This is a genomic window from Pseudomonas sp. P7758 (assembly GCF_013386485.1).
Taxonomy (GTDB): domain Bacteria; phylum Pseudomonadota; class Gammaproteobacteria; order Pseudomonadales; family Pseudomonadaceae; genus Aquipseudomonas.
The window spans coordinates 18735-39711 of record NZ_JACARS010000110.1; the positions used below are offsets into that span (position 1 = coordinate 18735).

General features: G+C 59.9%; 14 protein-coding genes, 4 tRNA genes and 1 pseudogene. 13 read left to right on the forward strand and 6 right to left on the reverse strand.

Features of this window, described 5'->3' with window-relative positions:
- Positions 1 to 235: 235 nt before the first annotated feature.
- Positions 236 to 1432 carry an amino acid aminotransferase gene (locus tag HX873_RS22845; protein WP_177069234.1) on the reverse strand — a complete coding sequence of 399 codons (1197 nt, stop codon included), beginning with the start codon at positions 1430 to 1432 and terminating at the stop codon, positions 236 to 238.
- 343 nt (positions 1433 to 1775) lie between these two features.
- Here HX873_RS22845 and uvrB point away from each other — a divergent pair, with 343 nt between their 5' ends.
- Complete coding sequence (uvrB, locus tag HX873_RS22850; RefSeq protein ID WP_008438773.1) at positions 1776 to 3791, forward strand: excinuclease ABC subunit UvrB; 2016 nt, start codon at positions 1776 to 1778, stop codon at positions 3789 to 3791.
- Positions 3792 to 4011: 220 nt separating this feature from the next.
- Here the strand turns inward: uvrB and HX873_RS22855 are convergent, their stop codons facing one another.
- Both HX873_RS22855 and HX873_RS22860 read right to left on the reverse strand, forming a co-directional pair.
- A complete protein-coding gene (locus HX873_RS22855; protein ID WP_008438772.1) occupies positions 4012 to 5562 on the reverse strand; it encodes an MDR family MFS transporter in 1551 nt (516 codons plus the stop codon).
- Positions 5552 to 6598, reverse strand: a complete 1047-nt coding sequence (locus HX873_RS22860; RefSeq protein ID WP_177123244.1) for an HlyD family secretion protein — start codon at positions 6596 to 6598, stop codon at positions 5552 to 5554. Before HX873_RS22860 ends, HX873_RS22855 begins: the two co-directional genes overlap by 11 nt.
- Positions 6599 to 6794: 196 nt before the next feature.
- On the opposite strand from HX873_RS22860, the gene gltX reads away from it, so the two are divergent.
- The 9 genes from gltX to HX873_RS22905 all read left to right on the forward strand — a co-directional run bounded on the left by gltX (position 6795) and on the right by HX873_RS22905 (position 12028).
- Positions 6795 to 8276 (forward strand): glutamate--tRNA ligase, encoded by a 1482-nt coding sequence (gene gltX / locus HX873_RS22865; RefSeq protein WP_177123245.1) that lies wholly within the window; start codon positions 6795 to 6797, stop codon positions 8274 to 8276.
- 147 nt (positions 8277 to 8423) lie between these two features.
- Positions 8424 to 8499, forward strand: a tRNA-Ala gene (locus tag HX873_RS22870).
- A gap of 79 nt (positions 8500 to 8578) precedes the next feature.
- A tRNA-Glu gene (locus HX873_RS22875) sits at positions 8579 to 8654 on the forward strand.
- Between the two features lie 50 nt (positions 8655 to 8704).
- A tRNA-Ala gene (locus HX873_RS22880) sits at positions 8705 to 8780 on the forward strand.
- An 80-nt stretch (positions 8781 to 8860) separates the two neighbouring features.
- Positions 8861 to 8936: transfer RNA gene (locus HX873_RS22885), tRNA-Glu, on the forward strand.
- Positions 8937 to 9120: 184 nt separating this feature from the next.
- Entirely contained in the window at positions 9121 to 9660 is a 540-nt protein-coding gene (locus tag HX873_RS22890) for a TetR/AcrR family transcriptional regulator (protein ID WP_003214462.1), read from the forward strand.
- A 28-nt stretch (positions 9661 to 9688) separates the two neighbouring features.
- Positions 9689 to 10522 (forward strand): alpha/beta hydrolase, encoded by an 834-nt coding sequence (locus tag HX873_RS22895; protein WP_003214459.1) that lies wholly within the window; start codon positions 9689 to 9691, stop codon positions 10520 to 10522.
- Positions 10523 to 10572: 50 nt separating this feature from the next.
- Positions 10573 to 11022 (forward strand): thioesterase family protein, encoded by a 450-nt coding sequence (locus tag HX873_RS22900; RefSeq protein ID WP_003214456.1) that lies wholly within the window; start codon positions 10573 to 10575, stop codon positions 11020 to 11022.
- A 40-nt stretch (positions 11023 to 11062) separates the two neighbouring features.
- Positions 11063 to 12028: a tRNA-dihydrouridine synthase gene (locus tag HX873_RS22905; RefSeq protein WP_003214454.1), complete on the forward strand. Its 966-nt coding sequence runs from the start codon at positions 11063 to 11065 to the stop codon at positions 12026 to 12028.
- A gap of 176 nt (positions 12029 to 12204) precedes the next feature.
- On the opposite strand, the gene HX873_RS22910 is transcribed toward HX873_RS22905, so the two are convergent.
- Positions 12205 to 12411 carry a hypothetical protein gene (locus HX873_RS22910; protein ID WP_134326072.1) on the reverse strand — a complete coding sequence of 69 codons (207 nt, stop codon included), beginning with the start codon at positions 12409 to 12411 and terminating at the stop codon, positions 12205 to 12207.
- 162 nt (positions 12412 to 12573) lie between these two features.
- On the opposite strand from HX873_RS22910, the gene HX873_RS22915 reads away from it, so the two are divergent.
- The 3 genes from HX873_RS22915 to HX873_RS22925 all read left to right on the forward strand — a co-directional run bounded on the left by HX873_RS22915 (position 12574) and on the right by HX873_RS22925 (position 17039).
- Complete coding sequence (locus tag HX873_RS22915; protein WP_177123246.1) at positions 12574 to 13821, forward strand: adhesin; 1248 nt, start codon at positions 12574 to 12576, stop codon at positions 13819 to 13821.
- A gap of 63 nt (positions 13822 to 13884) precedes the next feature.
- Positions 13885 to 14853, forward strand: coding sequence for a hypothetical protein (locus tag HX873_RS22920; RefSeq protein WP_256349653.1), 969 nt, complete (start codon positions 13885 to 13887; stop codon positions 14851 to 14853).
- Between the two features lie 221 nt (positions 14854 to 15074).
- A complete protein-coding gene (locus tag HX873_RS22925) occupies positions 15075 to 17039 on the forward strand; it encodes a hypothetical protein (protein WP_177123247.1) in 1965 nt (654 codons plus the stop codon).
- 386 nt (positions 17040 to 17425) lie between these two features.
- On the opposite strand, the pseudogene HX873_RS32130 reads toward HX873_RS22925, so the two are convergent.
- Both HX873_RS32130 and HX873_RS22935 read right to left on the reverse strand, forming a co-directional pair.
- Positions 17426 to 17503, reverse strand: a pseudogene (locus HX873_RS32130) (Hsp70 family protein); the annotation flags it as partial.
- Positions 17504 to 17610: 107 nt separating this feature from the next.
- Positions 17611 to 20916 (reverse strand): bifunctional diguanylate cyclase/phosphodiesterase, encoded by a 3306-nt coding sequence (locus HX873_RS22935; RefSeq protein WP_102368522.1) that lies wholly within the window; start codon positions 20914 to 20916, stop codon positions 17611 to 17613.
- Positions 20917 to 20977: the final 61 nt, after the last annotated feature.

Genomic DNA, 20977 nt, shown 5'->3' on the forward strand with positions numbered 1-20977 from the left:
CTGAACACCCGCTCTTGAAGGCAAACCACCCACCCTGTGGCGAGGGAGCTTGCTCCCGCTGGGCTGCGCAGCAGCCCCAGTTCAGGCACCGCATTCATTCATAAAGTTCACGGTGGCAGGTTTTGGGGCCGCTTCGCAGCCCAGTGGGAGCAAGCTCCCTCGCCACAGGGGGCGCGGTTTTCAGAATGAAAAAGGGGAAGCCATTGGCTTCCCCTTTTTTTGCATCACAACAGGCTTACAGCACCTGAACGATGGCCTTGGTCACGGCATCAATGTTGTTCTGGTTCAACGCCGCCACACAGATACGGCCGGTATCCAACGCATAGATGCCAAACTCGCTGCGCAGGCGCGTCACTTGCTCAACGCTCAGGCCGGAGTAGGAGAACATCCCGCGTTGGCGACCGACGAAGCTGAAGTCGTGGCCCGGTGCAGCCTTGGCCAGGTCAGCCACCATCTGCTCGCGCATGCCGCGAATACGCAGGCGCATTTCCGCCAGTTCCGCTTCCCACTGGGCGCGCAGCTCAGGGTTGTTCAGCACCGCTGCCACGATCGCCGCGCCGTGGGTCGGCGGGTTGGAGTAGTTGGTGCGGATCACGCGCTTGACCTGGGACAGGATGCGCGCGCTTTCTTCCTTGGAGTCGGTGACGATGGACAGGGCGCCCACGCGCTCGCCGTACAGCGAGAACGATTTGGAGAACGAGCTGGACACAAAGAAAGTCAGGCCCGACTCGGCGAACAGGCGCACCGCAGCGGCGTCTTCGTCGATGCCGTCGCCAAAGCCCTGGTAGGCCATGTCGAGGAACGGCACGAGGTTTTTCGCCTTGACCACGTCCAGCACTTGTTGCCAGTCGGCCGGGCTCAGGTCGACGCCGGTCGGGTTGTGGCAGCAGGCGTGCAGCACGACGATGGACTGTGGCGGCAGGGCGTTGAGGTCTTCCAGCAGGCCGGCGCGGTTTACGTCGTGGGTGGCGGCGTCGTAGTAACGATAGGTCTGCACCGGGAAGCCGGCTTTTTCGAACAGCGCCTGGTGGTTTTCCCAGCTCGGGTCGCTGATGGCGACGACGGCGTTGGGCAGCAGTTGCTTGAGGAAGTCAGCGCCGATTTTCAGGGCGCCGGTGCCGCCGACCGCTTGGGCGGTGATGACGCGGCCGGAGCTGATCAGCGGCGATTGCGCGCCGAACAGCAGCTTTTGCACGGCCTGGTCGTAGGCGACAATACCGTCGATCGGCAAGTAGCCACGGGCGGCGTGTTGCGCCACACGAATGGCTTCCGCTTCGGCAACGGCACGCAAGAGTGGAATCTTCCCCTCCTCGTTGCAGTAAACGCCCACGCCAAGGTTCACCTTGGTGGTTCGGGTATCGGCGTTGAATGCTTCGTTGAGGCCCAGGATTGGATCGCGTGGTGCCATTTCGACAGCGGAGAACAGGCTCATTTTTGCGGCAGCTCTATAGAGAGTGGAGGGACGTGTCGCGCTCCAGCCGAATGCACTAGAGCGGTGCACAAACGGGGAGCTAGTATAGAGGCCATCACTGCTCACGGCGACAGCCGAAACGGCTTTTCGGCCAAGTTTTTCGGTTTATTTACCGACCGTTAGTCTTATTGCAACATGGGTGACCAACGGCATGTAGGACGATTGCCTTGAAACCCGTCACATTCGCCTCCACTTCTACAGCTATCATGGTTTTTTCCTGCAACCTGCGCCGAACAGTCGCGGGTCGCGGTCTTTTTCGTCCCCGTTGCTTTTTCCGGCCCCGGGGTGACTCAAGAGGTACGTTATGTCGGATTTCCAGCTAGTCACCCGCTTCGAGCCCGCCGGCGATCAACCGGAAGCCATCCGCCTGATGGTCGAAGGCATTGAGGCCGGCCTCGCGCACCAGACCTTGCTCGGCGTGACCGGCTCCGGCAAGACTTTCAGCATCGCCAACGTGATCGCCCAGGTGAACCGCCCGACCCTGGTGCTGGCGCCGAACAAGACCCTGGCCGCGCAGTTGTATGGCGAGTTCAAGGCGTTCTTCCCGAACAACGCGGTGGAGTACTTCGTTTCCTACTACGACTACTACCAGCCGGAAGCCTACGTGCCGTCGTCCGACACCTTTATCGAGAAAGACGCCTCGATCAACGACCACATCGAGCAGATGCGGCTCTCGGCGACCAAGGCGCTGCTGGAACGTAAAGACGCGATCATCGTCACCACGGTGTCGTGCATCTACGGCCTGGGCAGCCCGGAAACCTATTTGAAGATGGTGCTGCACGTCGACCGCGGCGACAAACTCGACCAGCGCGAACTGTTGCGTCGCCTGACGAGCCTGCAATACACCCGCAACGACATAGACTTCGCCCGGGCGAGCTTCCGCGTGCGCGGCGATGTGATCGACATCTACCCGGCGGAATCCGACCTGGAAGCGATCCGCATCGAGCTGTTCGACGATGAAGTCGAGAGCCTGTCGGCCTTCGACCCGTTGACCGGCGAAGTGATCCGCAAGCTGCCGCGCTTCACCTTCTACCCGAAAAGCCACTACGTGACCCCGCGCGAAACCCTGATGGGCGCCATCGAGGGCATCAAGGCTGAGCTGGTGGAGCGCCTGGAATACCTGCGTTCCAACAACAAACTGGTGGAAGCCCAGCGCCTGGAACAGCGCACCCGCTTCGACCTGGAGATGATCCTCGAACTGGGCTACTGCAACGGCATCGAAAACTACTCGCGCTACCTCTCGGGCCGCGAGTCCGGGCAGGCGCCACCTACCTTGTTCGATTACCTGCCGGACGATGCCTTGCTGGTGATCGACGAGTCCCACGTCAGCGTGCCGCAGGTGGGCGCGATGTACAAAGGTGACCGTTCCCGTAAAGAGACCCTGGTGGAATACGGCTTCCGCCTGCCATCGGCGCTGGATAACCGGCCGATGCGTTTTGACGAGTTCGAAGGCATCAGCCCGCAGACGATTTTTGTCTCGGCCACGCCGGGTAACTACGAGGCCGAACATGCCGGGCGTGTGATTGAGCAACTGGTGCGCCCGACCGGCCTGGTGGACCCGCAAATCGAAATCCGCCCGGCGCTGACCCAGGTGGATGACTTGCTCTCGGAGATCACCAAGCGCGTGGCCCTGGAAGAGCGGGTGCTGGTCACCACGCTGACCAAGCGCATGTCCGAAGACTTGACCGATTACCTGGCCGACCACGGCGTGCGCGTGCGCTATTTGCACTCGGACATCGACACCGTGGAGCGCGTGGAAATCATCCGCGACCTGCGCCTGGGGGCGTTCGATGTGCTGGTGGGGATCAACCTGCTGCGTGAAGGCCTGGATATGCCGGAAGTGTCCCTGGTGGCGATTCTGGATGCGGACAAGGAAGGCTTCCTGCGTTCCGAGCGCTCGTTGATCCAGACCATTGGCCGGGCGGCGCGCAACCTGAATGGCCGGGCGATTCTGTATGCGGACCGGATTACCGGTTCCATGGAACGGGCGATTGGCGAGACCGAGCGTCGTCGCGACAAGCAGATTGCCTACAACCTTGAGCATGGCATCACGCCGAAGGGTGTGTTCAAGGACGTGGCCGACATCATGGAAGGCGCAACGGTGCCGGGTTCGCGCAGCAAGAAGCGCAAGGGTATGGCCAAGGCTGCGGAGGAGAATGCCAAGTACGAAGCGGAATTGCGTTCGCCGAGCGAGATCACCAAGCGTATTCGCCAGCTGGAAGAGAAGATGTACCAGTTGGCGCGGGATCTGGAGTTTGAAGCGGCGGCGCAGATGCGCGATGAGATTGGCAAGTTGCGGGAGCGGTTACTGGCGGTCTGATGATCGTTCCCACGCTCTGCGTGGGAAAGCAGCCCGGGACGCTCTGCATCCCAAGAGCGGACGCGGAGCGTCCAGTGAGGCATTCCCACGCAGAGCGTGGGAACGATCTTCAAGCTCTTTGTGGCGAGGGAGCTTGCTCCCGCTGGAGTGCGGAGCGCTCCCAGAATTTTGGGGCCGCTTCGCAGCCTCGCCACAACAAGCTCCCTCGCCACAGGTTATTTCAGTGGGCTTCCCCAGCCTTAAGCCCCGCCGGCAACGCCTTGGTCAACAAGATCGCCACCATACTGATCCCCAACGCCAACCCCACAAAGTGAAACGCATCGTTGTAGGCCATGATCTGCGCCTGCTGATGGGCAATTTCACTCAACTTGCCCAGCGCCGCCGTCTCACTGCCAAACGTCTCCGTCAGCCTGGCCATGCGCTCCGCCACCTGTGGATTGGTCGGCACAATCGCCTCACGCAGGTAATCAAAGTAGGTCTTGGTGCGCGCATCCAGCAGCGTCGCCAGCAACGCAATCCCGATCGCCCCGCCCAGGTTTCGCAAAATATTGAACAGGCTCGACGCCGACCCCGCGTCTTTTTGCATGATGTACGCCGTGGCAATCAACGAAATTGTCACCATGATCAACGGCTGCCCCAACGCACGGATGATCTGGATGCGGTTGAACTGGTCGCCGGCAAAGTCCGGGTTCAGCACCCCCGATGAAAAACTCGCCAACCCGAACAGCCCGAACCCCAGGGTGCACAGCCATTTGGGCGACACGTACTTCATCAGCTTGGGCACCAGCGGAATCAAAAACAGCTGCGGAACCCCCATCCACATGATCACTTCGCCGATTTGCAGGGCGTTGTAGTTCTGGATCTGCGCCAGGTACAGCGGCAGCAGATAAATCGAGCCATACAACCCCACGCCCATCCCCAGGCTCGAAATGCTCGATAGCCCGAAATTACGATTGCCGAGGATGCGCAGGTTGATCAGCGGGTTGGGCTTGGACATCTGCACGATCACAAAGGTGATCAGGCTGAGCAGGGCGACAGTGCCCAAGCTGACAATCAGGCTGGATTCCAGCCAGTCCTTGCGATGGCCTTCTTCCAGAAACACCTGCAAACACCCAAGGCCCACGGCCATGGTGACAATGCCAAGATAGTCGGTGCTTTTGAGCAGGTCCCAGTTGGAGTCCTTTTTCTCCAGGCCGTACAGCAGCCCGGCGATCATGATCAGGCCCGGTGGGATGTTGATGTAGAAGATGTATTCCCAACCCCAGTTTTCCGTGAGCCAGCCGCCAATGGTCGGGCCGATGGACGGGGCGAAGGTGGCGGTCATGGCGAACATGGCCATGCCTTTGGCGCGGTGATGTTCGGGCAGCTTGATCAGCGTGAGGGTGAACGCCAGGGGGATCAGCGCGCCGCCGGTAAAGCCCTGCAGCGCGCGGAATACGATCATGCTTTCCAGGCTCCAGGCCATGGAGCACATCAGCGAGGCGATCAGGAACCCGCCCGAGACCCACACCGCCAGCCGACGCGCCGACAGCAGCTGCACCAGCCAGGCGGTGAGGGGGATCATGATGATTTCGGCCACAAGGTAGGAGGTGGAAATCCACGAACCTTCTTCCAGGGTGGCCGACAGCGCGCCCTGGATGTCCTTGAGGGAGGAGTTGGTGATCTGGATGTCGAGCACCGCCATGAAGGCGCCGAGCATCACGCTCATGACTGCTATCCAGTCGCGCCGGCTCGGCTCGCCTACCGGCGGCAGCAGTTGATCACCGGCCATCTTGCGGGTCTTGGATGTTCACTTTGACCGTCACCGACATGCCCGGGCGGATTTTGCCTTGCAGCGGGTTGTCGGCGGCGAAGGTCAGTTTGACCGGAATCCGTTGTACGACTTTGGTGAAGTTGCCCGTGGCATTGTCCGGTGGCAGCAGGCTGAATTGCGCGCCGGAAGCGCCGAACAGGTTGGCGACGCGGCCTTCGATTGGAGTATCGCTGTAGGCGTCGAATGTCAGCTCGGCCTTTTGCCCGGGTTGCATGTGGCCGATCTGGGTTTCCTTGAAGTTGGCCTGCACCCAGATGTCCTGGTCCGGGACGATCGACAGCAGGTAGGCGCCGGCCTGTACGTATTGACCGTTGCGCGCGGCACGCTGGCCGATCAGGCCGCTGATGGGCGCGTGGATTTCGCTGCGGGTCAGGTTTAGTTCGGCCTGGGCCAGGTCAGTCCTGGCGTTGGCGATCATCGCGTCGAGGCGCTTGATCTCGGCGTTCAGGGCGTTGACCTGCTGGCGCTGGCCCTGCAGGTCGGCCTGGGCCATGGTCACCTGGGAGCGGGCGATGTGGTTGTCGGCGTCGAGGGTGGTGACCCGTTCTTCGGAGACATAGCCGGGTTTGCGCAGGGTTTGTGCGCGGTTCAGGTCGATCTGCGAGCGGCCGAGGGTGGCCTGGCTGGACGAGACCTTGGCTGCACCGGCGGCGATCAGGCTGGCTTGCTGGGTCAGTTTGCTCTGGGCCTGCACACGTTCGGCTTCGCGCATGGCCAGGGCGGCGTTGGCGCGGTCGACGGCGAGGTGGAAGTCGTCGCCTTCGAGCTTGACCAGCAGTTGGCCTTTTTCCACGTGCTCGTTGTCGCCCACCAGCACCTCGACGATGCGCGCACCCAGTTGGCTGGAGACCCGGGTGATCTCGCCCTGGACGTAGGCGTTGTCGGTGCTTTCATAAAAACGGCCCTTGAAGAACCACTGGGCGAAAAAGCTCGCGGCGATCAGGACCACGATAAACAGGAAGATAAACAGGCGGCGTTTGAGCGGGGCAGGCATGGCGATGATGTCGTCGACAAAAGGTAATGGAATATAGCCAGCGAACGGTCTGGCAAATAGCCATGTCGAGACTTGAGACCGGAGCTTGTCTCATATGCCCTTTGTTCGCCTCCCCACGCTGGAGCCCAAGGGCTTGGGGCTGTTACCATTCGCCCCTTGTTTCATTTTCAGTTTTATCGCCAATTCGAGACCCGCCATGACCACCGTCCGCACGCGCATCGCGCCATCGCCTACTGGGGATCCCCACGTAGGTACTGCTTACATCGCCTTGTTCAACTACTGCTTTGCCAAGCAGCATGGCGGTGAATTCATCCTGCGGATCGAAGACACCGATCAACTGCGCTCCACCCGTGAGTCGGAACAGCAGATTTTCGATGCCCTGCGCTGGTTGGGCATTACCTGGGCTGAAGGCCCGGATGTCGGCGGCCCACACGGCCCGTATCGCCAGAGCGAGCGCAGCGACATCTACAAAAAATACACCCAGCAGTTGGTCGACATGGGCCACGCCTTCCCGTGCTTCTGCACCGCCGAAGAGCTGGACCAGATGCGCGCCGAGCAACAGGCCCGTGGCGAAACCCCGCGCTATGACGGTCGCGCGCTGCTGCTGTCGAAGGAAGAAGTGGCCCGGCGCCTGGCTGCCGGCGAGCCGCACGTCATCCGCATGAAGGTGCCGAGCGAAGGCGTGTGCGTGGTGCCGGACATGCTGCGCGGTGACGTCGAGATCCCGTGGGACCGCATGGACATGCAAGTGCTGATGAAGACCGACGGCCTGCCGACGTACTTCCTGGCCAACGTGGTGGACGACCACCTGATGGGCATCACCCACGTACTGCGTGGCGAAGAGTGGCTGCCATCGGCGCCGAAACTGATCCTGTTGTACGAGTACTTCGGCTGGGAACAACCGCAGCTGTGCTACATGCCGCTGCTGCGTAACCCGGACAAGAGCAAGCTGTCCAAGCGCAAGAACCCGACCTCGGTGACCTTCTACGAGCGCATGGGCTTCATGCCCGAAGCGATGCTCAACTACCTGGGCCGCATGGGCTGGTCGATGCCGGACGAGCGCGAGAAGTTCTCGTTGCAGGAAATGGTCGATAACTTCGACCTGTCTCGTGTGTCCCTGGGCGGGCCGATCTTCGATATCGAGAAACTCTCGTGGCTCAACGGCCAGTGGCTGCGTGACCTGCCGGTGGAAGAGTTCGCCAGCCGCGTGCAGCAGTGGGCGTTGAACCCCGAGTACATGATGAAGATCGCGCCGCTGGTGCAGGGCAGGGTGGAGACCTTCAGCCAGGTCGCACCGTTGGCGAGTTTCTTCTTTGCCGGTGGCGTGAACCCGGACGTGAAGCTGTTTGAGTCGAAGAAACTCTCGGGTGACCAGGTTCGCCAGTTGATGCAGTTGATCCTGTGGAAGCTCGAAAGCCTGCGCCAGTGGGAGAAGGATGCGATTACCGCGACTATCCAGGCGGTGGTTGAATCCCTGGAACTGAAATTGCGCGATGCGATGCCGCTGATGTTTGCCGCGATCACCGGGCAGGCGAGTTCGGTGTCGGTGCTCGATGCGATGGAAATTCTGGGCCCGGACCTGACTCGCTTCCGTCTGCGCCAAGCCCTTGATTTGCTTGGTGGTGTGTCGAAGAAAGAAAACAAGGAATGGGAAAAGCTGCTGGGCGCTATCGCTTAAGCACGCTGTTGTAACGGCCAAACCCCGGTTTTCCGGGGTTTGCTCGGTAAGTGATTGTTATCTCGGCAAAAAATTTTGAAAATTGTTGAAAATAAATTTGACACGTTTCGAATACGCCATTAAGATTCGCCCCGTCCTCACCGACGAGGGGCTATAGCTCAGCTGGGAGAGCGCTTGCATGGCATGCAAGAGGTCAACGGTTCGATCCCGTTTAGCTCCACCAATTTACAGGTTCAAGGTCTGGCCACACCGTCCTTGAATTCGATCAGACTCAGCCTGATCACGTTGTATAGAAGGTTTGTGTCCCCTTCGTCTAGTGGCCTAGGACACCGCCCTTTCACGGCGGTAACAGGGGTTCGAGTCCCCTAGGGGACGCCAGTTTCAACAAGCAGTTCGAAAGGTCTGCTGCGCCGCGAGGCGAAAAATCCGGGGCTATAGCTCAGCTGGGAGAGCGCTTGCATGGCATGCAAGAGGTCAACGGTTCGATCCCGTTTAGCTCCACCAATTTACAGGTTCAAGGTCTGGCCACACCGTCCTTGAATTCGATCAGTCCTCAGCGCTGATCAGTTGTACAGAAGGTTTGTGTCCCCTTCGTCTAGTGGCCTAGGACACCGCCCTTTCACGGCGGTAACAGGGGTTCGAGTCCCCTAGGGGACGCCACGATTACCCGCTCTGCGGGATTTTTAAGGGTCATTCAATTATTGAATGGCCCTTTTGTTTGTCTGGCGTTTGGCCAACCCTCCTTCCTTTTTCCCTGAATGTTCTTCTGACCAATGGTCATGCCTGTGGCTTGCGAAATATTATTATGGTAATAATATTCGAAGCATGAGATTCGGAGGCAACGATGAACGATAAAAAAGCGCAAACCCGCGAACGCATTCTGCAAGCGGCCGGCGCCGCCCTGGTACAACGCGGCCCGGCCGAGCCGAGTGTGGGCGAAGTCATGGGCGCGGCGGGGCTTACCGTCGGCGGTTTCTACGCGCACTTTGAAAGCAAGGACGCACTGATGCTGGAGGCCTTCACCGAGTTGCTGGCCCGGCGTCGCGCCGCCGTCGATGACATGGACTCCTCGCTGACCGGTGAAGAGCGTCGCGCGCTGGTCGCAGCGTTCTACCTGTCGCGTAAACACCGTGACTCCACCAGCCAGGCGTGCCCGATCCCGTCCACCGTGGGCGAGATGAGCCGCCTGCCGGACGAATTTCGCCAGGCCTTGAACGAACACTGCGAACTGATGGCAGCACAGCTGGCCGCCAGCCCGGAAGACACCGACAAGGCCTTGGCCGACATGGCACTGATGATCGGTGGCTTGTCGCTGGCCCGCGCCCTGGGCCCGGGTGAGTTATCGGATCGTGTGTTGCGTGCGGCCAAGTCCGCAGTGCGTTAAGAACGGCTTCTGGCCTGAGGGATGAGCGATGGGCACGTTGAAATGGATTCGTGGCGTCAATGGCACCTTGGGCCGGCTGGCGCCGCAAACGGTGGCTAGCAAGATGCGTCGGGTGTTCATGACGCCTCGCGATTTGCCGCCCCGTGACTGGGAGCTGCCGCTGCTGGCGCAGTCCGAGCGCATCACTTTGCGTTTCGGCCTGTCGGCGCTGAAGTGGGGCCAGGGCCCTGCGGTGCTGTTGATGCACGGCTGGGAAGGGCGCCCAACGCAATTCGCCAGCCTGATCAGCGCATTGGTGGAGGCGGGTTATTCGGTGGTTGCGCTGGATGGTCCGGCTCACGGGCGTTCGCCGGGGCGCGAAGCCCATGTGCTGCTGTTTGCCCGTGCCATGCTGGAAGCGGCTGCCGAACTGCCACCGCTGCATGCGGTTGTCGGTCACTCCATGGGTGGGGCCAGCGCGATGTTGGCGGTGCAGTTGGGCTTGCGCACCAAGGCGTTGGTCAGCATCGCCGCACCCTCGCGGTTTCTCGACGTACTGCGCGGCTTTGCCGGCATGGTCGGTTTGCCGGCGCGAGCACGTTCGGCGTTTATCCAGGAGGTCGAGCTGACGATGGGCATGCCCCTCAAGCACCTCGATGTCGCCCACTATCAAATGAATATCCCGGGCCTGATCGTGCATGCCGAAGACGATACCTTCGTCTCGGTCAAGGCTTGCCAGGTCATCCATGACGCCTGGTTCGACAGCCGCCTGCTGCGCCTGGAGCAGGGCGGGCACCAGAAAGTGCTGGCGGATCCGCGTGTGATCGAGGGCGTGCTGGCGCTGCTGGCCGGCCGCCACGTGCCGGAGCGCCAAACCGCCTGAGCCATGGGTTACACTGCTCGCCGCCGACATTAATCGACCGGGAGCACCCCATGGGCTGGGATTTGGCAACGCCGTTTATCATTGATCTGCAGGTCGGTGCCGACGACATCGACGGTCTGGGGCACGCCAACAACGCCGTTTACGTGTCCTGGCTCGAACGCTGCGCCTGGCGCCATTCCCAGCGCCTGGGGCTGGACCTTAGCGAGTACCGCAGGCTGGATCGCGCGATGGCCGTGGTGCGTCATGAGATCGATTACCTCGCCGCCGGTTACGAGGGCGATGAGCTGCAGTTGGCGACCTGGATCGTCGACTGGGACCAGCGCCTGAAAATGACCCGACGCTTCCAGCTGGTACGCCCGCGTGATGGCGCTACCTTGCTGCGAGCGCAAACCACCTTTGTCTGCATCGAACTGTCCAGCGGCAAGCCCAAGCGCATGCCGTCGGAATTTCTTGAGGGTTATGGCCCTGCGCTGCAAGGCGAATTACCTGCCAGCGTCTGAAACCAGTAAACTGCGCCACGTTTTTCGTTGAGTGTTTTCCATGCAAATTGCTTTGGCGCCCATGGAGGGGTTGGTCGACAACATCCTGCGGGACGTGCTGACCCGGGTCGGTGGTATTGATTGGTGCGTGACCGAGTTCATCCGGGTCAACGACCGCCTGCTGACGCCTGCCTATTTCCACAAACTCGCCCCTGAGTTGCTGCACGGTGCCAAGACCGCTGCCGGCGTGCCGCTGCGTGTGCAGTTACTCGGTTCAGACCCGGTGTGTTTGGCGGAAAACGCCGCCCTGGCGTGTGAGCTGGGCTCTCAGGTGGTTGACCTCAACTTTGGTTGCCCGGCCAAGACCGTGAACAAGTCCCGTGGCGGTGCGGTGCTGCTCAAGGAGCCGGAGCTGCTTAACCAGATCGTCGAACACGTACGGCGTGCGGTGCCGGCACATATTCCCGTCACGGCCAAGATGCGCCTGGGCTTCGACAGCCCCGACGGTGCCCTGGTGTGCGCCACGGCCCTGGCCGAAGGCGGCGCAGCGCATATCGTGGTGCATGCCCGCACCAAGGCTGACGGCTACAAACCTCCGGCGCACTGGGAGTGGATCCCGCGTGTGCAAGAGGTGGTCAAGGTGCCAGTGTTCGCCAACGGTGATATCTGGAGCGTTGAAGACTGGCGGCGGTGTCGCGAAATCAGTGGTGTCGAAGACATCATGCTCGGTCGCGGCCTGGTGGCTCGTCCCGACCTGGCCCGGCAGATTGCTGCCGCGCGGGCCGGGGAAGAGGTGGTCGAGATGACTTGGGCGCAGATGCAACCCATGCTCCAGGAATTCTGGCGGCAATCCGTTGAGCAATTGACCGAGCGCCAGGCGCCGGGACGCTTGAAGCAATGGCTGGCGATGCTGACCCGCAACTATCCCGAAGCAGTTGAACTATTTACGCTGATGCGGCGGGAAACCGACCTGGAGCAGGTAGGACGATTGTTAGGGGTGCCTGATTCGGTTGCGCTGCAAAATTGAGTACATATATATAAGCGTTTCAATTCAGTAGGAAAGGGTGCCGTGGGCGCCCTTTTTTTTGCTTGAAATAAGGCCACGGATCGTTAACCGCGAGTGTTTGTGGGCACGTGACTAGAGCTTTTTGATTGCTTTATATATGTGAGCAAGTTTCTTGTTTGCTACAGAGTCTTGCGGTGTCAGCGGCGCATATTTTTAAGTTTTGTTAGTTGGAGTATGAGGGGCGCGCGCAATAACACAGATATGAATGACTGGCGTGGGTGAGTGATTTCATCAATTTGCCTTAACGGCTGACTGTTGCCTGATATATCCATTTTGCCCACGGCGACCACCGGGTAAGCATGATGTTTTACGGAAAGTCCATAGGATAAAGTCTCTATTTTCATTTGATTTCCTTATGTGAAGGCCGATTTTCGGAACCCGATGCTCGCAACACCCACGAAAGTAGGGAGTGTGCAGCACTCGGGTTTGTTTCCAGTCCAGAACCTGGACGGTCTGTTTGCAGACCGCTGAAGGAGTTTTGGCAATCACTGAATAAGGATTTGTTTATGTCTAATTTGTCGGTCAATAATTTCCCTCGCTTGACTAATGACTTCAATCAGCAGAATGCAGACCTGCCAAAGTCTGTCGACAAGAGCGCCGGCGAAATCCGGGCGAATACGCCCGGCACAGTATTGAAAAACAATCCCGCCGTAGTGACGGATGGAACCGTCACCTTCAACAAGGATGCACTCGAGAAGTTGTTCGAGTTGTTTGAATATGCATTCAAGGCCATACGGAACATGCTGTCCGGACAGGGCGGGATGCCCAAGTTGGTACCCGATGCTGGCCCGCTGCCTAAACCCGAGAAGAGTAGCGATACTCCGGTGAAGGATAAGGCGGACAGTAAATCGAATGTGCCGGACACTCCGGCCAAGGACAAGGCGGGGACTGACTCGCAAGTGCCGAACACTGTAGCCAAGGACAAAGCCGAGACCAACTCGCCGGTATTGAACACTGCACTCAAGGACAAGTCCGGGACCAATTCTGAGGTGTCGGTACAGAAAGACAAGCCAGCAAACAATCCAGCGGTCCCGAGTTCCGAGGTTAAGGTAACGCCTAAACCCCTGCCAGAACCCCGCAGGCCAGACCCCGCATCGGGCAAGGACGTGCAGCCGAACAGCCGGAGCAGTTCCGACGTGAACGTCACGGTCCAAGTGATGAACTGCCATTGTCCTCACCCGGATGCAACGAAGCCGGTCCCGCCTAAGCCCGACGTGCCGGTTCCGCCGAAGCCAGATGTGCCGGTTCCGCCTAAGCCCGATGCACCGGTCCCGCCTAAGCCTGATGCACCGGTTCCGCCGAAGCCCGATGCACCGGTTCCGCCGAAGGCAGACGTGCCAGTCCCACCGAAGCCCGATGCACCGGTCCCGCCGAAGCCGGACGTGCCGGTTCCGCCTAAGCCAGATGCACCGGTTCCGCCGAAGGCCGACGTGCCGGTTCCGCCGAAGCCTGATGCACCGGTCCCGCCGAAGCCAGACGTGCCAGTTCCGCCGAAGCCCGATGCACCGGTCCCGCCGAAGCCAGATGTGCCGGTTCCGCCGAAGCCCGATGCACCGGTCCCGCCGAAGCCAGACGCTCCGGTCCCACCGAAGCCGGATGCGCCTAAACCAGATACTCCGAAGCCGGATAAGCCGGAGCCGGACATCACTTCGCCAGGGCCGTCTGAGGATTTCTTTGAGTTCGAAACCAGCGGCAGGCGTCGAGCGTTCGACAACGACTGGCGGTTTAATCCCGGCCGCCGGATAAGCAGGTAAGTCGGCCACTTCCTCAGTTTTTTTCAACAAGGCGCTCCCGATAAAAAACGTCGGGGGCCCTTGATGAAGGATGGTTATATGTCTTGTTCAGAAATCAATAATGCGGGCGCGGTCAGAAACTATTATCAACATTCGCAAACCGGCAACACACCAGGACGATCGGTTCCCGTGCAGCCGGTATTCGTTAATAACCAAGTCCTCTCATCGTTCGGTAATAACGATCAAAGTACCGTTGGGAACACAGCCAGCGACACCCCGCTGTTAGCAAAGCTCCTCGAACTGTTCACCCAGTTTTTTACACAGTTGCAAGGCCTGCTGGCGGGCAAGGAACTGGCGAATACAGTTGCGACCAAGGTAACGCCTGCGCCCCCGCCGGCAGTGCTGCCCAAGCCGGATGCCCCCCTGCCGGATCCAACACCGCAGCCGCTTCCTGATCTGTCCGATAAGCGCAACGGCGCCAAGCCGGCAAATATATGGAACGGCTTTCGCCAGGGCCCTGACGGTAATTGCGTGACCATTTCGGCGATCAAGGCGGCGATGGCGAAGTTCGGTCAAAGCCCGACCGATATCTTCAAGTCTGTTCAAGCCAAGGGTGATGGCTATCACGTTGTCATGCGTGACGGGTACGCGCTGGATTTGAGCAAGGATGAATTGGCCCAGGCCAGGCGTGGCTCGAAGTTTGTCCCGATGCGCGATCCCGGCATGCTCAAGGATGCGCACTTTCTATTTGCCGTCAGCGCCAAGCGAGCGATGCTGGAAAACAATGACGGGACTGCAGGCAGGAGCTTTCAATCCGCAATAAACAGCCTCAACGACGGTGAAGACGAAACGGGCCCCGGGGAAGGCTTCAAGCGTCTGGGCTTGCGCCAGCATATGAAAGAAGTTCCGGTCAGTGCGTTTGCTGATAAATCATTGATCGGTATGGTCAACAGGAGCAGGCACTCTGTAGCAGTGGTTGATGGGTGTGAGGAGATGTATGGGACTAAAGCGGGAAGACCGCGGTTTGGACGGGCTATTGCATTGGTTGGCTAACGGGGCGTCCATAAAACAATAAGAAGATGATCGTTGCTGCGCAACACGTTAAATCTATAACTAGATCTTGTTGAACTTATTATCTGACTGAGTGCAGTTCATGGCGTGCAGAAAATACTGTATGCCGTGTTCATGCACTTTCTTTTTATGCCTGAACACAACGTGCAGGTGGCAGCGTTTACCACGGGCTATTGTGTGTTCGCCCTTTAAAGGAGTGCTCCATGATTGCGATGAATACGGGTTATGCAATGAGTACGGCGGTCCATCATCCTGCGCGTGTATACGGGGGTGAAAATAAATCCGTCGACAGTGTAAGTACTTTGAATTCTACCGAGCGACAGTTCGGTGAGCATTTTGATACGAGCAGCCATTCTGCTGTTATCCAGATGATGATATCGACCTTCGGTCCTGCGCGCGCTGATCTATTTGATGAAGTAAGGCGCGTTGGCTCGGGGTATGACGTTACGCTGAAAGACGGTTATAAGTTGCATGTTTCCGATCATGAAGTGCATGGCACTGCCTCAGCGTCGAGATTTGTCGGTGGTGATGCCAATACAGTGGAAAACGCGAATTTCGCATTGGCTGTCTTCGTCAAGCGCAAACAATTGTCCAGTTCCGACAGCCGTATCAGCAGCAGCTTTAACGAGGCCTTGACCACGTCCTTACAGGGTGAGACTGCATCGAACCTGCTCAAGGGCATGGGCATGGGCCGTTTTATGCAGCAGATCCCTTCGGAGCAACTCGTCGGCAGGAACTCCGTCGGCGTCATGGAGGCGCATAACTTCGGTGCCGCGTTGATTCGGGATGGGGTGGCGCATCGGTTTGACCGTCAATATCGCCCCGACCGTCCCTACGTCTACGTGCTGGACAAGGAGGGGCAAACGGCTAAGCCGGTCAAGCGAGATGTGCCGGTTGCTCCGGTCGATGTTCCCCACGTCGATACGCCGTCCACCCGGCGTGGCCGCAATCCCGTTGACATTCTCAGCGGATTTAACGCGGCCGAGCGAGGATTCGGTGAGGTTGTTGATGGCAGCAGCCATGCCTGCGTCATAAAAATGATGATGATGAGGTTTGGTCCAGACGCCACGGATATGTTCGAGAAAGTCACCCCGGCGGGAGACGGTTATGACATCACGATGAAGGACGGTTTCGAACTGCATTTTTCCCGGCAAGAGTTGCAGCAAGCGACCACGGCCTCGCGTTTCGCTGGGAACAACCCCGACGCGGTGAAGCAGGCCAACTTCATGCTGGCGGCGTACACGAAGCGCAAGCAGATGACCCGCGGTGACCAGGACCCTGGGGCATCGTTTCAAAAGGTTTTATCGAACACGCTCAAAGGCGATACGGAATACCGCGTGTTGAAGGGCTTGGGCATGACTGGCTTCTTGCGCATCGTGCCACCCGCCAAGATGCAGGAGCAGGGCGCGGTGGGGGTGGTCAGTACTTTTGGCTATTCGAGTGCCTTGGTACTGGATGGCCTGCAGCACAGCAATGGTGACAAGCCATCGATCGTCAAATCTTATGGCTACATGCTCGCCGAGGAGGTACCGGACGGAGTGCCCGTTGGTTCAAGCTCGCGGCCCCCGCCTATTTCCAATGTACCGGTCGGGGTCAAGCCTGGGGATATCTGGCGTGGATTCTATCAAGGTGTCGAGGGGAACTGTGTCACGGTATCGGCGATCAAGGCGGCGATGATGAAGTATGGGCAAAGTCCCCGGGGCATCTATAAAAACATCACCGAGACCCGCGACGGTTACACCGTGACGATGCGCGATTCCAGCAAGGTCAGCTTGACCCATGCAGAACTGAAAACAGCCCGGGAACACTCGAATTTCAAAGGCACCGACGCCGGCCTGCTCAAGGATGCGAATTTCCTGTACGCCGTCAGCGCCAAGCGGGCGCAAATGGAGAACCACGAGTTTCGTGCCGGCGAGAGCTTTGAAGCGGCGATGAGTACGCTCAATGATGGCGAGACCCCCGGTGATGCACTGCGGCGTCTGGGTTTGTTCGCCTTTACCCGAAGCAGCAGCGTCCAGGCGCTGGCAGATGGTGCAACCGGCACGTTGGCGAACTTCATGCATTCTGTTGTCGTCGTTGATGGGGCTTTTGATGATTACGGGTATAAACACCCACTGAAATCATCAAGCTGGATGGATGAAGAGGGCACCGCGCTAACGCTGGTTTAGGTTCAAAGGTGCAAAGTTTGAGAAACACAGGCCACGAGATCTCGTGGTCTTTTTTCTGCGCGCAGAAAAGACAAGTCCGATGGTGGCCGGCTGCATATGCCTTGCAATCTGTGTCCGCATACGTAGTTGGCCTCGGCTACTCTCATCGACTCTGGAACCTCCTGCTCATGGATGAAATTCAACAGCATTGGCTGTATGCCCTGTCTGCTCCCATGGTGTCCATCAACCCTGGCGCCGGTTATCTCGAGCCGGCTTTCTATGCGGGTCCTTCCCCTATTGATCTCGACGGCAGCTGGGGAATCAATGATCGCGACCAGTTGTTCGGCATGTTGTCCCTGGCGGACAACGGCCATGCACGTCACCTCAACGAGGCCTACCATCAATGGGTGACGGTAGGGGAGACGGCCAAACAATGCGGTAACCATCCGTTGCACCGCAGGCATACGCGTCGCGCCGCCCAGCAGCGCCGGGGAGTGCTTTGCATCCTGCATGGTCGGTGCGTCCGAAAATGGAAAGCACTTGAACCTACAGGCTCAAAAAGCAGCTGCCCATCAGGAAAATCCGGTGCAACTTATTCCGATGAAGTGGCCTGAGGCATTCGCTTCAGTACCTGCCTGAACCCTTCCACCGGCAAGGGCCGACTGTGCAGATACCCCTGATACAAATGACACCCAAGCCCCTGCAAAAACGCCAGTTGCTCAGGGGTTTCCACACCTTCGGCAATGACGTCCAGGTTCAAGCTGCGCGCCATGGCCACAATGGCACGGATGATCTCCGCATCGTTGGGGTCATGGGTGGCGTCGCGCACAAACGACTGGTCGATCTTCAGCGCATCCACCGGCAGGCGCTTGAGGTAGGTCAGCGACGAATAGCCGGTGCCGAAATCATCCATCGCAAAACTCACGCCGAGCTTTTTCAGGCGGCGCATTTTGCTGATGGTGTCGTCCAGATTCTGGATCACGATGCCTTCGGTGATTTCCAGCTTCAGCAGGGTATAAGGCAGGTGGTGGTTGCGCAGGCTGCGTTCTACCCGTTCGACAAAATCATTCTGGCGAAACTGCCGCGGGCTGATGTTGACGCACAGGCTGAAGTTCAGCGGATCTACCAGCCCCTCGGCAATCAACTGCGCGAAGGTGCTGCAGGCTTCGTCGAGGATCCAGGTGCCCACTTCAAGGATCAGGCCGCTGTCTTCCAGGACCTTGATGAATTCCGTCGGGGACTGTGCGCCCAACTGCGGATGTTGCCAGCGCACCAGGGCCTCGGCGCCGACGATGGTGTTGCCGCGCGCATCCACCTGGGGTTGGTAATGCACGCTGAACTCGCCGCGGGACAGGGCCAGGCGCAGGTCGGTTTCCATGCGCAGCCGCTCGCTGGCGGTTTTCTGCATGCTGTTGTGGAACATCTGGATGGTGTTGCGCCCTGAATCCTTGGCCCGGTACAGGGCGATGTCGGCGCGCTTGAGCAAATCGGCCGGGGTTGAGCCGTGATCGGGGATCAGCGCCACGCCAATGCTCGGGGTGACTTGCAGGCGGTGGCCATCCAGGAACATCGGTTCGGATAACAGTTCGCGCAGGGTATCGGCCAGCTCCTGGACCTGAGTGCTGACTTGCGGGCGCGTGCCTTCCAGGCCGCTGAGCAGCACCACAAACTCATCGCCGCCCAGGCGTGCCACGGTGTCTTCCATGCGCACACTGGCTTCAAGGCGTGCAGTGACGATCTTCAGCACCGTGTCGCCGACCGGGTGGCCGAGGGAATCGTTGATGTGCTTGAAATGGTCCAGGTCAAGAAACAGCAGGGCGCCCCGCAGGTTGTGGCGCTTGAGCAGGGCGATCTGCTGGCTCAGGCGGTCCATCAGCAGGGCGCGGTTGGGCAGGTTGGTCAGGGGGTCGTGATAGGCCAGGTGGCGAATCTGCGCCTGGGCGTTTTTCAGCAGGCTGACGTCCCGGGCGGTCAGCAACAGGCAGGGGGTTTCATTGAGGGTGATGGGCTCCACCGACACTTCAACCGCCAGCACTTCGCCGCGCTTGTTGTGCCAGAGCATTTCCAGGTGATGAATGCGGCCCTTGATCTGCAACTCGGCCAATAACGCCGCGCGCTGGTTTTCATCGGCCCAGATGCCGATCTGGTACAGCGTCAGGCCGATCGCTTCTTCGGCGCGGTAGCCGGTGAGGCGGCAGAAACCGTCATTGACCTCCACGTAGCGCCCGGTATCGCGCTCGGTGATCGACACCGCATCGGGGCTGGAATGAAAGGCCTTGGCGAACTTCTCTTCGCTGGCCTTGAGCGCCGCTTCCGAGCGCTGTTGTTGGGTGATGTCCCGCAGGGTGGTGACGATGCAGGGTTGGTCGCTGACCTGGATCAGGCGGCTGGATATCACACAGTTCAGGGTCTGGCCGTTCTTGTGATGAACGGTGATTGCCACGTTGCTCAGGGATTGTTCGCGGATCACCTGCTCGATGCGCTGCAGGCGTTGGCTGGACTCCTCCCACAAGCCGATCTGCTCGGCGTTGTTGTTGAGCACCTCGGCGGCGGTCCAGCCGAAGGTCTGGGTGAAGGCCGGGTTGATCTCGATAAACTGGCCGGTCTCCAGGCGCGTCACGCAGATCGGGTCGGGGCTGGCGAGGAACAGGCTGGCGAATTTTTCTTCGGATGCGATCAGGCGCTGCTCACGTTCAACCTGGTCGGTGATGTCGAGCAGGGTCCCGGCCATTCGCAACGGTACGCCCGTGTCATCGCGATACAGGCGGGCGCGGCTTTCCAGGTAGCGCGAACTGCCGTCTTCCAGTTGCACGCGGTAGGTCAGTTGGTAGTTGCCCGCCGGGCCTTCGCGCAGGGTGCGGTAGGCGTTGCGCATGCTCTCGCGCTCTTCCTGGGGCATGCCTTCAAAGAAGGCCTCGAAGGATTCGTGGAACGGTTGGGGTTCCAGTCCGTGCAGTTGGGCGGCGCGGGCCGAGCCATAGAGCATGCCGCTGGGGATGTGCCAGTCCCAGGTGCCCAGTTGCGCCGAGTCCAGGGCCAGGTCCAGGCGTTCCTGGCTGTCCTTGAGGGCCTGCTCGGCATTCTTGCGCTCGGTGGTGTCGAGGAAGGTGCTGATCAGGTAGTCCTCGCCGTCCAGCTCGACTTTCTGGGCGCTGAGGGTGCCATCGTGGACCTGCCCGTTGCTGGCGCGAAACTGCACTTCCATGGTGATGGGGGCGCCTTTGCGCTGGGTGGCCTTGACCAGATGCGCGCGTTGTTCCGGGTGTACCCAGAGGCCCAGCTCCAATGTGCTGCGGCCAATGGCATCGGCCAACGGCCAGCCGAACAGGCTTTCGAAATACTGGTTGGCTTCGCTGATCAGGCCGTCCGCCTGGCGGGTCAGCAGGACCATCAGCGGGCACAAATGGAACAGGGTGGCGAAGCGCTTTTCCGAATGGCTGAGGGCGTGTTCGCGCTCGCGCTGGTGGGTGATTTCGCGGATCACCCCGATCATTCGCCGACGCCCGGCCTTGTCCGGTAGCAGGCTGCCGTTGATTTCCAGCCAGTGCAGGCTGCCATCGGGCCATTGGATACGGTGGTGCATGGCCTGGACAGCGGGTTCGCCGGCCAGCACCGCATGAAAGGCCCGGACCACCTTGGCGCGGTCCTCGGGGGCCAGCAGGTCCAGGTACTCCAGGTCTTCAGGCAGCGGCTGGCGCGGGTCGAAGCCGAACAGGGCCTGAGTGCCTCGGGACCAGCTGATCCGGCCGGTATCGATTTCCCAGCTCCAGGCGCCCAGCCGGGCAGCGTTGAGCGCCGCCAGCAGTTGCGGCGCGCTGTCCCAGCTTTGCTCCGCCTCCTGTGGGTCCAGGGCGTAGATGCGGGGCAGGGGTGGCACGGTATCGACGGGGTTGCGCATTATCAAAGGGCCTTGGCTCGATGGGCGTTCGGCGCGGGTTCCACGGTCTACGGGCCACGGC